This is a genomic window from Bartonella sp. AC535YNZD (assembly GCF_042196625.1).
Taxonomy (GTDB): domain Bacteria; phylum Pseudomonadota; class Alphaproteobacteria; order Rhizobiales; family Rhizobiaceae; genus Bartonella.
The window spans coordinates 39481-52551 of the sequence record NZ_JBHIQP010000005.1 but is presented as its reverse complement, the minus strand read 5'-3'; the positions used below and the strand labels follow the sequence as shown (position 1 = coordinate 52551).

General features: G+C 38.6%; 10 protein-coding genes. 1 reads left to right on the top strand and 9 read right to left on the bottom strand.

Going from position 1 to position 13071, the window contains the following annotated elements; genetic code table 11:
- Positions 1-133: 133 nt before the first annotated feature.
- On the top strand, positions 134-1762 hold the full coding sequence (locus ACFIM8_RS04520; protein ID WP_375614574.1) for an MFS transporter: 1629 nt from the start codon (positions 134-136) through the stop codon (positions 1760-1762).
- Positions 1763-3365: 1603 nt separating this feature from the next.
- Here ACFIM8_RS04520 and truB read toward each other — a convergent pair.
- From truB to ACFIM8_RS04475, 9 genes are all read right to left on the bottom strand, one after another.
- Positions 3366-4328 carry a tRNA pseudouridine(55) synthase TruB gene (truB, locus tag ACFIM8_RS04515; RefSeq protein WP_375606823.1) on the bottom strand — a complete coding sequence of 321 codons (963 nt, stop codon included), beginning with the start codon at positions 4326-4328 and terminating at the stop codon, positions 3366-3368.
- A gap of 4 nt (positions 4329-4332) precedes the next feature.
- Positions 4333-4740 (bottom strand): 30S ribosome-binding factor RbfA, encoded by a 408-nt coding sequence (gene rbfA, locus ACFIM8_RS04510; protein ID WP_375606782.1) that lies wholly within the window; start codon positions 4738-4740, stop codon positions 4333-4335.
- 121 nt (positions 4741-4861) lie between these two features.
- Positions 4862-7381: a translation initiation factor IF-2 gene (gene infB / locus ACFIM8_RS04505; protein WP_375606783.1), complete on the bottom strand. Its 2520-nt coding sequence runs from the start codon at positions 7379-7381 to the stop codon at positions 4862-4864.
- Entirely contained in the window at positions 7378-8013 is a 636-nt protein-coding gene (locus ACFIM8_RS04500) for an RNA-binding protein (protein ID WP_375606784.1), read from the bottom strand. Before ACFIM8_RS04500 ends, infB begins: the two co-directional genes overlap by 4 nt.
- The gene (gene nusA / locus ACFIM8_RS04495) at positions 8014-9645 is read right to left on the bottom strand and encodes a transcription termination factor NusA (protein WP_375606785.1); all 1632 of its coding nucleotides are present in this window, start codon (positions 9643-9645) and stop codon (positions 8014-8016) included.
- A 47-nt stretch (positions 9646-9692) separates the two neighbouring features.
- Positions 9693-10319, bottom strand: coding sequence for a ribosome maturation factor RimP (gene rimP / locus ACFIM8_RS04490; protein ID WP_375606786.1), 627 nt, complete (start codon positions 10317-10319; stop codon positions 9693-9695).
- Between the two features lie 151 nt (positions 10320-10470).
- Positions 10471-11172: a tRNA (guanine(46)-N(7))-methyltransferase TrmB gene (locus ACFIM8_RS04485; protein WP_375614573.1), complete on the bottom strand. Its 702-nt coding sequence runs from the start codon at positions 11170-11172 to the stop codon at positions 10471-10473.
- Positions 11169-12437, bottom strand: a complete 1269-nt coding sequence (metK, locus tag ACFIM8_RS04480) for a methionine adenosyltransferase (RefSeq protein ID WP_375606788.1) — start codon at positions 12435-12437, stop codon at positions 11169-11171. Before metK ends, ACFIM8_RS04485 begins: the two co-directional genes overlap by 4 nt.
- A 128-nt stretch (positions 12438-12565) precedes the next feature.
- On the bottom strand, positions 12566-12979 hold the full coding sequence (locus ACFIM8_RS04475) for a helix-turn-helix domain-containing protein (RefSeq protein ID WP_375606789.1): 414 nt from the start codon (positions 12977-12979) through the stop codon (positions 12566-12568).
- Positions 12980-13071 lie beyond the last annotated feature (92 nt).

Here is a 13071-nt window from a genome sequence, read left to right as displayed (position 1 = left end):
CTTTTGTTTTGAAATATTGATTTAAATAGAGTTTTATGAGAAGTTTTTTAAAGAATTATGCATCCTTTTGATACAAAGATTATGAGCGTGTATGTGGTAACAAAAGTGATAAATACCGATTTGGAGGAAAAAGATGCAGAGCATTTCAACATTAAAACTTTTTCGTAATTCGGTATTTCGAAATTTATGGTCATCTACTCTTATTTCTAATTTAGGGGGGCTGATACAGGCTGTTGGAGCAGGGTGGTTAATGGCGTTGATTAGTTCTTCGCATTCCATGGTTGGGCTTGTTCAAAGTGCGACAACGTTACCACTTGTTATGTTTTCTTTGATGGCAGGGGCCTTAGCTGATAATTTTAATCGGCGTCAAATTATGTTGTGCGCGCAAATTATGATGATGGTCATATCCATGAGTTTAGCTGTCTTAGCCTATCTGGGATTTCTCACACCTTGGCTTTTGTTATGTTTTACGTTTTTGATTGGATGTGGTACAGCTTTTTATAATCCTTCTTGGCAAGCAACGATAGGAGATATTGTGAGCAGGGAAAATATTCCTGCTGCTGTTAGTTTGAATAGTGTCGGCTTTAATTTGATGCGGAGTGTTGGCCCTGCGATTGGTGGTGCCATTATTGCAACTTTGGGTGCATCTGCTGCTTTTTTGTTTAATGCTATAAGCTATATTCCTCTTATTGGTGCGTTATTTTTCTGGAAATCGAATTATAAAAACAACCCATTGCCACGAGAAAGACTGTTAGGAGCTGTCTCAGATGGTTTGCGTTATGTTGCGATGTCGCCTAATCTCTTAAGTATTATGGTTCGAGCGTTCCTTTTTGGTATAGGAGCAATTTCGATTTTAGCACTTTTGCCAATTGTTGCGCATAAAGTTCTCGGAGGAAATGCCCTTCTTTATGGTACGTTGCTGGGTTGTTTTGGGTTAGGAGCCATGACAGCAGGTATTATTAATGAATTTGTACGGCATCATTTTCGTTCAGAAACAATTATTGCAAGTGCATTTATTGGTTTTGCCTTTTCTTGCTTTTTATTGGGAATAAGCCGTTCACTGATTATAAGCCATATTGCTTTATTTCCTGCAGGTTTATGTTGGGTTTTGGCATTATCGTTGTTTAATACATCTGTACAACTCTCCACACCACGCTGGGTTGTAGCTCGTTCTTTAGCACTTTATCAAACGGCATCTTATGGGGGGATGGCTATTGGAAGTGCAATCTGGGGAGTTTTGGCTGATGGTTATTCTCCAACAATTGCTTTGAGCATTTGTTCTCTATTCTTGATTTTAGGTGCTCTTGCGGGGGTAAAGTTTAGAATTCAAGAAATTCCTCAGATAGATTTAAATCCTCTTGATCATTTTAGAGAGCCGGAATTATTACTCGACCTCAAAGCAAGAAGTGGCCCGATCATGATAATGATTGATTATCAAATTCATGAAAATGATCTCGAAGAGTTTCTTAAAGTGATGACGCGTCGACGCCATATTCGGTTACGCGATGGTGCGCGTCAATGGGTCCTTTTACGAGATCTGGAAAGACCTGAATATTGGACAGAGGCTTATCATATGCCAACATGGGTAGATTATTTACGCCATAATCATCGTCGCACAAAAGCGGATGCCGAAGTCAATAAGCGTCTGCGTCATTTAAATTGTGCTCCTAACGGTATAAGAGTGCACCGCATGATTGAACGCCAAACAATACCCCAAGCCAATGAGATGCTTTTAAAAGTCTCCTCTGATCATCTCCCTTAGGGTTAAAACAGTTTTTTTGTAAAATATTAAATTATGTTAATATTATTTTGATCAATTTTTTTGCATAAGTGCAACAACAAAAAAACGGGTATTACAATAGTTAATATATTGACTTAATAAATGACTAATTATCATTTTTTATGGTAAATAATAGTCTTGAAAAATTTAAGTTTTTCTCATTTCAAATCTGTTTATCTCACTTTATATTGCATCAATCAAAACCATTTTCTTGTACGTCACAAGTAAGAGTGGGTATGATAGAAAAAGGAGGATTTCTAATAAACTATTTCGAGTACCAAGGTTTATTACGACACTTTAAATTAGAAAATAGAATGATAATACCGGCTTATATTTTTATTAAGCGTAAAGATGGGGCCATGCGCAATGAATTTTATATATTTTACGAGCGTTGTTGTGAAATAGGTTCGAATGCATTGAGAAATGTTTCTTAAAAAAGCATGTGAATAAGCAGCACAACAATTTTTATTTTAGGCGTCCTATTTTGAGTGAGAAATAATCATATTAAAAGAGCGAGAAAAATAAAAACGTAAGACAAAGCGTAATCCCTATTATTTAAAAATTAGAGTCGAATGAAAGGGATAATAGTAAGATGAAAAATAGCTTGTTTTTGCTTGCATATTTTTTCAAAATGAAGCTATTTTATCCTTTTAAATATTACTCAACCAGATATATCTTTACTCATATCTGGAATAGAAGGTTGAAACTGTTTACAAAATACCAACCATTTTAATCTTTCTTTCAAAAATGTTACAGTATTAGGGTTGAATATTGCTTTATAAGCAAGAGAAGAAATATAGTATTATCAGATAAATAAAGTCATGAAATAAAAAATATACCAACCATGGAATGAAGAGATATACCAGCTTTTTATTCGATACAAAAAACAACGATAAGCTAGTCCCTAGCTTGACAATTTCTTATTCTTTACAGATATTTTTACAAAACCTTTGCGTGCTTTCGTTATGATTAGAATAATCGATTGTAAGCATAATGATGTCATTTTTAGGTGGTCAACGATCAATTTTTATTGGATAGATAGTTGGAAGGGATTATCCTTACAATGTGTTTAAATCCTAAGGTTTGAGTTTTTCTATTCGAAACAATTCTTTTCGCCAAAAAGAGATTATGTAGGTGTGTACTGTAATGATCAAATGAGTGATTTAACATGATATAGATTCTTGAGTTTTTAAGGTTGGATGCAATGCATATGATTCCAACACATTGATTATAAGAATAAATAACTGTTTTTTATATTGAATGTAAAAGTCTAGATATCTTAGGATTATTTCATTTTAAATGTGTTTAGGTTGAATCCATCCAAATCATTCGCTGATTCATTACAAACGGAGGTTAATGTGTAAGTAAAAAGAGATTGAAAAAGGGATATAACATGCCGCTTATGAATCTTTTTAAATGCAAGGACTGTTGTGACATTAGGGGGGACAAAGTGTATGATGGTGTTGGCTTGTATCGTTAACTTAATTTTTGATGTGAATAAGAAAAATGGAGACAATGAAAAGCAAAACATTTTCTTTATTTGAGAGAGAAAAATGATTTTTCCGCAAAAGGGGGAAAGAATCGATTAAATTGTAAAAATCCGCTTTGCTTTAAATAGACCTTTGTCGAGGGTGCCGATAGCAAGAAGTTGTTCCTTATAGAGGACACAAATTTCATCTTCATCAAGAGGTACTTTGTGATGACACAAGGGTATAGAATGCCCCTTCATAACTCTTTGTGCTTGGGTTTCATTAAGGGTATAATGAAAGAGGCAATCCAATGCAGCGCTCGTTTCAATTAAGAGCCCATCAAGTGTTGTGAATTTTTTTTCAAAAGAACGATTATTTTCCTCTGTAGTGTTTTTATTTGGCGGAATGGCTGCTTTTAGTTCCTCCCATGTAATGAGATCTTCTTCATCAAAAGGTGCGACGGCAATACGTCTTAAATCAGCAATATGCCCATAGCAACCGAGATCACGTCCCATATCGCGTGCTAAAGAGCGCACATAAGTTCCTTTTCCGCAGGTTATTTCAAAGGCAGAATGCTCTTTGGTAGGCATTTCTAATAACTTGAAAGTTTCTATTTCCACTTCACGGGGCGGAATTTCAACAACTTCCCCTTCACGCGCTAAATCATAGGCACGATTTCCGGCAATTTTGATTGCTGAAAACTGTGGAGGTGTTTGCAAAATAATACCTGTATATTGAGGAAGAAGAGCAAGTATTTCTTCTCGAGTTGGACGTTTGAGAGATGTTTTGGTTATTTCTCCTTCTAGATCATCTGTTGAGCGCTCTTGCCCCCAAGCAATATGAAAACGGTAAGTTTTTTTGCCTTGCATCACGTAAGGGACGGTTTTGGTTGCTTCGCCCAATGCAATGGGAAGGAGACCAGAAGCAAGAGGATCAAGTGTACCCGCATGTCCTGCCTTTTGAGCATGGAAGAGCCATTTGATTTGTGAAACAGCTTCTGTTGATTTCATTCCTTTTGGTTTATCAAATATGACCCAGCCAGAAACAGGACGCCCTTTTTTCTTATGTTGCCGCGCCATATCTTTAATCCTCATCTGTATCACTATGGTGAAGATCGCGTGCAACCTCAGGCGAGCGAAGGAGGGCATCAATTTTTGAAAAATTATCAAAACTATTATCAAGTCGGAAACGCAGTTCTGGCATATATTTCATTTGTCGCAACGCATGACTGATTTCTCCACGGAGAAAACGACTACGTTTATTGAGGGTATCAACAACATCGGTATGAGAAGCATTTTTAAGAGTGCTGAGAGGTGATACAAAGCAAGTAGCAATTTTTAAATCTGGTGACATGCGTACTTCAGAGACAGAAATAACAATATCTTTTAAGATATCATCAAGCAAAATATCACGCTGTAATATATGCGCTATTGCATGACGTACTTGCTCTGCTACTCTAAGTTGCCGTTGTGATGGCCCTGCATTTTTCATCAAAGTTTTATCCTTGCTACAAGATCTCTTTTTTGACCATTTAGATAAGGAAAAAGAGATATTGCGTATAAAACCTAATAACTTTTCTCATTTCACAACAGAGTAAAGTTATTGGATTATTTTATAATGTGCGATTAATATGTTCGATACGGAAGGTCTCAATGATGTCTCCTGCACGCATGTCTTCATAATTTTCAAAGGCTATTCCACATTCTTGACCACTTTGCACTTCATTGACTTCATCCTTAAAGCGTTTGAGTGTTTTCAGCTTTCCTTCGTGAATAACGATATTATCGCGGATAAGGCGAACACCGGCTCCTCGTTCTATTTTACCTTCTGTAACGCGACAGCCTGCAACTTTTCCAATTTTTGTAATGTTAAAGACTTCTAGAATTTCAGCATTACCAAGGAATGTTTCACGCTGTTCTGGTGAGAGTAATCCAGACATAGCAGCCTTGATATCATCAACAAGATCGTAAATGATGTTATAATAACGAATTTCAATTCCTTGTGTTTTAGCAAAATCACGTGCTTGCTTATTGGCTCGAACATTAAAGCCAATTACAGCAGAGTTAGAAGCTTCCGCAAGAGAAATATCACTTTCGGTAATTCCTCCAGCACCAGAATGTACAATACGCGCACGAACTTCGTCATTTCCGAGTTTTTCCAATGCTGAAGCGATTGCTTCAATTGATCCTTGCACATCCCCTTTTATAATAAGAGAAAATTCCTTAACACCAGTCGTTTGCAATTTTGTCATCATTTGTTCAAGAGAACCACGTGAACCAGTTTGCCGCGCAACAGCTTTATCACGTGCTAATCGTTGACGATATTCAGAAATTTCACGTGCTTTTGCTTCATGTGTGACAACAGCAAAACGGTCTCCGGCTTGTGGTGTTCCTTGCATGCCTAAAATTTCAATTGGTGTAGAAGGAACGGCTTCTTTGACATGGCGGCCATGGTCGTCAATCAAAGCACGCACACGACCCCATTCATTTCCGGCAACGATAATATCAGAAGGGTGTAATGTACCTTTTTGAACAAGAACTGTTGCAACAGACCCACGTCCGCGATCCAATTTGGCTTCAATGATAACGCCCTCTGCAGTTCGTTGAGGATCTGCTTTCAGATCAAGCATTTCAGCCTGAAGAAGGATAGCTTCGAGAAGTTTATCAAGATTTTGACCAGTTTTAGCAGAAACTTCAACGTCCAAAGTTTCTCCACCCATAGTTTCAACAAACACTTCATGTTGTAGAAGTTCTGTACGCACTTTTTGTGCATTCGCAGCTGGTTTATCAATTTTGTTGATAGCAACAATGATAGGGACACCAGCAGCTTTCGCATGATTGATTGATTCAATCGTTTGAGGCATAACACTATCATCAGCGGCTACAACGAGAACAGCAATATCAGTAACACGCGCTCCGCGTGCACGCATAGCCGTAAATGCAGCATGCCCTGGTGTATCAATAAAGGTAATTTTTTGACCGTTTTGTTCTACTTGATAGGCACCAATATGCTGCGTAATACCTCCTGCTTCGCCAGAAACAACATTTGCTTTACGAATAGCATCCAAAAGAGAAGTTTTTCCGTGGTCAACATGGCCCATAATGGTTACAACAGGGGGGCGTTGCTGCATGTTTTGAGGATTATCTGTTATATTAAAGATACCTTCTTCTACGTCAGATTCTAAAACACGTTTAACAGTATGGCCAAATTCAACAGCGATGAGTTCGGCAACATCTGCATCAATAACATCGCCCGGTTTCATCATTTGTCCTTGTTTCATCAAGAATTTAATCACATCAACAGAACGCTCAGTCATACGTTGTGCGAGCTCTTGAATGGTAATCGTTTCAGGAAGAACAACTTCGCGAGAAATTTTTTCTCTTGGTTCTTGATTTTGTGCACGCTTAAACTTTTCCTGTCTACGCCGCATTGCAGCCATTGAGCGCCCACGTGCGCTTCCTTCTTCATCCAGTGCACTATTCAGAGTTAGCTTTCCGCGTCTCCGCTCATCAGCTCCTTTGACAACTTTGGGTATACGTATGTCTGACTTAGCAGGATTAGCACGTCGACTATGCCGTTCTTCCTCTTTATTGTCATCTATTTTGCGTTTTTCAACCACGGTTGTATGTTTAGGCGCAATAGGAATATCTGTCTGTTCAATGAGAGGGGGAACAGGTGGAATCTGTACTGGCGATATTTCTTCTTCTTGTTGGAGATGTATTTCTTTTTCTTTAATTTCTTGCTGTAAAATTTCTTCACGCTCTTTAGCGCGCCTTGCTTCTTCTTCGGCTTGTTCTCGCGTTATTCTTTCTTGGATATGTGCTTCTTCTAATGCGCGAAGTCTTGCTTCCATTTCAGCCGATGAAAGATTGCTTTTGGCTACAGATTCTTGAGGCTTTTTTTCCTCAAAACGTGGTTTAGAGCGCTGAGAAGCCACATGCGGCTTTGTAATGGGCTGTAGGGTTTCAGATTTTTCATCAGGTCGCGTAATTTTACGCCGCTTGGTTTCGACAACGACAGCCTTCGTACGGCCATGACTAAAATTTTGTTTAACCGTACTCGTTTCCAAGACAGACCTCTTGAGAGTTAGTGTCTTCTTGACGGTTGTTTTGTCGTTGTTATTTTCACTCATTGTACTTCCTTCACGGCTTGTGCCGTCATCTCACTAGACTTACTATGCTTGTCGTCACGATAGCTGATCAATTTACATGTTGTTTTGAGAAATCCTCCAGCAGCTTTTGTGTCCAGTAAGGCCGCGTGCATTACAGGATTAGAGCCAAAAGCCACTCGCATTTCATCACTTGTAAATAAAGATATGGTTTTTATAGTCCGATTTGTTTGTTGTTGTATTGAATGGATGGCCTGTGCAATTTTTCGTTTCCCATCTTCTGTTGTTTCTTTAGCATGAAGTACAAGAATAACTTTACCAGAGCGGATAGCAGCGTCAACCTTTGTTGCTCCCATAACAATTGCTCCCGCTTTTCGCGCCATGGAAAGGCTTGAAAGAGCGGCTTTTAGTAAAAGCGTATCAACAACATGCACAAGATTTGGTGCAACTTCAACATCTGTTTTAAAATTTCTATGAAAAGCTTTTTGTTTGATTGCTTTCTCAATAACAGCGTGATGGGCAGAAATCCAAACGCCACGCCCTGGTAAATTCGCTTTAAGATCAGGAACAATTTGGTTATTGGGACCAATAACAAAACGGATCAGTGTTTGTACTGAAGCATTTTTTCTGGTTACAATGCAAGTCCGTTCATTCATTTAAAGTGTATCCACATCCAAATCATCTGTTTTTTCATTTTCTGCAGAATTTTCATCTTCTACAGGACTTTCTGTAACAAGATCAGCTTGGTCTATCCAGCCTGCTTGTACACGTGCGGCTAAAACCATAGCTTCTGCATCTGCGCGTGTAATGTCAAAAGGGGTTAAAATACCAGAAAAATTCTGTGTTTGACCTTCTTTACGTTCTCTCCAACCAGCTAAATCATCAACGGCATAGCCAGCAAAGTCTTCTATCGTTTTTACACCATCCTCACCTACAGCAACCAACATAGCACTTGTCATTCCAGGAAGTGTTCGCAATTCGTCAGAAACTCCGAGTTTTTTACGTTTTTCGTCGAGCTCTTTTTCTTGCCGATCAAGATATTCGCGGGCACGACTTTGGATTTCATTAGCAGTTTCATGGTCAAAACCATCAATAGAAGCAATTTCTTCAAGATCAATATAGGCGATTTCTTCAATAGAAGAGAAACCCTCTGATGCCATAACCTGTCCGATCATTTCGTCAACCTCTAAGGCCTCCATAAACAATTTACTCCGTTCAGTAAATTCTTTTTGACGATTCTCAGATTCTTCTTTTTCCGTTAAAATATCAATGTTCCATCCTGTTAGTTGCGAAGCCAAGCGAACATTTTGCCCACGTCGTCCAATAGCAAGGCTAAGTTGATCATCTGGCACAATAACTTCAATCCGTTCAGCATCTTCATCAAGGATGATTTTAGAAACTTCAGCAGGTTGCAGTGCATTAACGACAAATGTTGCCGCATCAGGCGACCAAGGAATAATATCAATTTTTTCGCCTTGTAATTCAGCAACAACAGCTTGTACACGACTTCCTCGCATTCCAACGCATGCTCCAACAGGATCAATGGAACCATCGCGTGAAACAACGGCGATTTTAGCCCGTGAGCCTGGATCACGAGCAACAGATTTGATTTCTATAATACCATCATAAATTTCAGGTACTTCCATAGTGAAAAGTTTTACCATAAATTGGGGATGGGTGCGTGAAAGGAAAATTTGCGGCCCACGCGTTTCACGGTGTACATCATTGACAAAAGCACGAATGCGATCTCCATAGCGGAATGATTCACGAGGAATTAATTCATCACGGCGCACAATAGCTTCACCGCGCCCTAGATCAACGATGACGTTACCATATTCCACACGCTTAACTGTACCAGAAATAATTTCACCAACTTTATTTTTGAATTCTTCATATTGCTGATCACGCTCTGCATCGCGTACTTTTTGTACAATAACCTGTTTAGCAGATTGTGCTGCGATACGTCCAAAATCCATAGGAGGTAAAAGATCAGCAAAAAAATCACCAATTTTTGCTTCTGCTTGACGTTTGAGAGCATCAGACAAAGTAATTTCCGTTGTATAGTCTTCAACGACATCAACGATTTTAAGCAGGCGCTGTAATTTAATTTCACCTGTTTTAGAATTGATTTCAGCACGAATATTGGTTTCTTGACCATAACGAGAACGTGCTGCTTTTTGAATAGCATCAGCCATCGCAGAAATGACAATTTCACGGTCGATTGACTTTTCACGTGCAACAGCATCTGCAATTTGCAGAATCTCAAGCCTGTTAGCGCTTGTAGCCATCAATTTTCTCCTTCTTTGTGCCACACGATGGGTATTTCCCAGTGATATTATTTTTTGAAATTGAGCGTCTGTATAGAGTCGTTAGCGTTCTCTTCGGCAATGAATTGTTGACTTAAATCTTTATTTTGTTTCAATGCATCGCGAATAAGCTCATCGGTAAGCACTAAATGCGCATTTATAATATCACAAAAGGAAATAGGGGTATACATGGCTTCTCCATAAGCAGCTTTATCAGTGTTTAAAATAAATCCATCTTGCGTGATATTTGTAAGTGTCCCGCGAAATTTTCGGCGCCCATCAATTGTTATTTTGGTTTCAATTTTTGCAAGATGCCCTTGCCAATGAAAAAAATCAGATTTTCTTACCAATGGACGATCAATTCCAGGGGATGAGATTTCTAAATGATATTTGCGTTCAATAACATTTTGTACATCAAGGAGGGGAGAAACAGTTCGACTAACCGTTTCACAATCTTCTATGGTCATAGAACCATCGGCACGTTCAACCATAATTTGAAGTGTTAAACCATTTTGACCAAGAAGTTTCACGCGAACCAAACGAAAACCTAAAGGTTTAAGTAGTGGTATGACAAGAGCAGCAACCTGTGCTTCGATACCATCTTCTTCAAACAGGCGCGGTTCGTCAAGATTGCTTATTTTTTCAACTTCATTCATAAATTTTATCCAAGTTGGTTTCATCAGTTTTATGATATTAAAAAAGAGCGGGTCCAACGGCCCACTCTTCATCATAAGACCAAGAATTTAACTATTGATACTCTTAAATTCAAAATTTTTCAAGTTGTTTATGAGAAAAGCGCTTGATCATTTATTTCTTGATAAAGGTAAGATAGGCAGGCGTTCGTCCTTCGCGGAGAGCTTTTGCTTCATAGCGGGTTTCGCTCCATAGTGGATAAGGGAGTTTCCAGTCTTGAGGGCTTTCTGCTTTCCATTCAAAGTGATCATGTTGTGCACAATGGTACAAAGTCCAGTTTACATAACTGTCTATATCGCTAGCAAAGCGAAAAAATTTCCCTATTTTAAGAACACGAGAAAAACGGTTAAGATTTTTTATATTGATGAAGCGTCGTTTCCAGTGTTTCTTTTTCGGCCAAGGATCAGGATAGAAGAGGTCTATTCCATCAAGCGAGTTATCAGGGAGCCAATCCAGAAGGCGTGTAGCATCATCATTATAGAGGCGAAGACGATTTTGATGGTTTTGATGCTGTTCAAGAGACGACAATATTTTTGCCATGCCATTGATAAAGGGCTCGACACCGATAAAACCGGTTGTTGGAAAATATGCCATTTCATGAAGTAAATGTTCACCTCCACCAAAACCGATTTCAAGTCGAATTTCTCTTACTTTGCTTGAAAATAAAGATGTAAGGTTTAAGGGAGGAGGGACATTTAAATCAATATTCAAACTGGGGAGAAGCATTTGTATACGTGTAAGCTGACTGTTTCGAAGTTGTTTTCCTTGTCGGCGTCCAAAAAATGCTTCACTCTTACGTATATTATGTTTAATCATGGGATTTGGATCATTGTTTGAAGCGTTTTCACGAGATCAGTTTTTTCCCATGAAAACGAACCATCGTGTTTTGGTTTACGACCAAAGTGACCATAGGCAGCTGTTTTTGCATAAATAGGTTTATTGAGGTCAAGATGTTTTCGAATGCCGGTAGGTGAAAGGTCCATTATTTTGCGGATGGCTTCTTCAATAACCTTTTCATCGACTTTTCCTGTTCCATGAAGATTAAGATAAATAGATAAAGGTTGTGCAATACCAATTGCATAGGAGAGTTGAATGGTGCATCTTTCTGCTAAATGAGCAGCAACAATATTTTTAGCCAGATAGCGTGCCGCATAGGCAGCAGAACGATCAACTTTTGTTGTATCTTTTCCTGAAAAAGCACCGCCTCCATGGGGTGCTGCACCTCCGTAAGTATCCACAATAATTTTGCGTCCCGTTAATCCGGCATCACTTTGAGGACCACCAATGACAAATTTTCCTGTTGGGTTTATATACCAACTACATTGAGCTGAAATGGGAATGTCATGTAAAGCTTGGCGAATGTAAGGTTCAACCACTGTACGCACTTTATTGGAATCCCAACTTTCATCAAGGTGCTGCGTTGAAAGAACAATGGATGTGACCTCTATCGGTTTTCCATTTTTATAACGTATGGTTATTTGGCTTTTAGCATCTGGTCCTAATTTTCCAGTTTCTCCCTCTCCTTTATGACGGGCTGCGGCAAGAAGTTTGAGAATTTTATGCGCATAATAAATTGGCGCAGGCATGAGATCAGGTGTTTCACGGCAAGCATATCCAAACATGATGCCTTGATCACCTGCTCCTTCTTCACCATGCCGATCCGTAGCATTATCAACCCCTCTTGCTATATCAGCTGATTGTGGGCGCAAAAGAACATCAATTTTAACAGTTTTCCAATGGAATCCTGCTTGTTCATAGCCAATGGTACGAATAGCACGGCGCGCTGCTGTACGAAAACGTGTAGGATTAATGAGTGGAAAGCCAGTCTTATCATAGATGAATTCTTTATTTTTATCTTTTTTTAATAGCGTATCGGGAACACGCACTTCACCAGCGATAACAACACGGTTGACACTGACGAGAGTTTCACATGCAACGCGTACTAACCATGGATCAGTACCAGTCTTTTCAGCTTCTTTATAGATCATATCAACGATTTCATCGGAAATACGATCACAAATTTTATCAGGATGTCCTTCCGATACCGATTCGCTCGTAAAAAGATAATCTTGATGCGGCATAGGAACTCCTTCAAAAAAAAACCAACGATTTAATCAATTGCTTACTAAAGTCGTCACCATTTGCTAATTCTACAGCAAATAGTCAATGCAAATGTATATGAATAAAAGAGAAAAGATATAATTTTAATTTATAACTTATTTGTCAAATCTTCCTCAGAAAGTGCTTTTGCCAAGTCAATAATTTTTCGACGCACTTTAGCATCAGATATATTTGTAAAAGCGCGCATGAGCTGAATCCCTTCGCTGCTAGAACAAAAGTCTATAAAATTGTGTTCACTTTCAGCAAAACCTTCTACTTGTTGGGAGGTAAGTCCTTTATCAAAAAAGTAAGAAACAGGAACATCCATAATTTCCGCTATCGCTTGAAGACGGCTGGCACCAATACGGTTTGTTCCTTTTTCATATTTTTGGATTTGCTGAAAAGTAATTCCTAATTTTTCACCTAGTTTCTCTTGAGTGAGTCCTAAAATATTACGACGTAAACGGATACGAGTTCCAACATAGATATCTATAGGGTCAGGTTTTTTTCTAGTTTCGGTCATAATGCAACTCTTTATTTCCAGCATTTTTCTTCTAAACCAACATCATATTTATGCGCAGTTGATTTATCATATAATTAAAACAATATGTAATA

Coding starts and splice junctions, on each gene's coding strand:
- metK (WP_375606788.1), bottom strand. CDS start 12,437: ATGCCGCATCAAGATTATCTTTTTACGAGCGAATCGGTATCGGAAGGA.
- ACFIM8_RS04520 (WP_375614574.1), top strand. CDS start 134: ATGCAGAGCATTTCAACATTAAAACTTTTTCGTAATTCGGTATTTCGA.
- rbfA (WP_375606782.1), bottom strand. CDS start 4,740: ATGAAAAATGCAGGGCCATCACAACGGCAACTTAGAGTAGCAGAGCAA.
- ACFIM8_RS04475 (WP_375606789.1), bottom strand. CDS start 12,979: ATGACCGAAACTAGAAAAAAACCTGACCCTATAGATATCTATGTTGGA.
- ACFIM8_RS04485 (WP_375614573.1), bottom strand. CDS start 11,172: ATGATTAAACATAATATACGTAAGAGTGAAGCATTTTTTGGACGCCGA.
- truB (WP_375606823.1), bottom strand. CDS start 4,328: ATGGCGCGGCAACATAAGAAAAAAGGGCGTCCTGTTTCTGGCTGGGTC.
- infB (WP_375606783.1), bottom strand. CDS start 7,381: ATGAGTGAAAATAACAACGACAAAACAACCGTCAAGAAGACACTAACT.
- ACFIM8_RS04500 (WP_375606784.1), bottom strand. CDS start 8,013: ATGAATGAACGGACTTGCATTGTAACCAGAAAAAATGCTTCAGTACAA.
- nusA (WP_375606785.1), bottom strand. CDS start 9,645: ATGGCTACAAGCGCTAACAGGCTTGAGATTCTGCAAATTGCAGATGCT.
- rimP (WP_375606786.1), bottom strand. CDS start 10,319: ATGAATGAAGTTGAAAAAATAAGCAATCTTGACGAACCGCGCCTGTTT.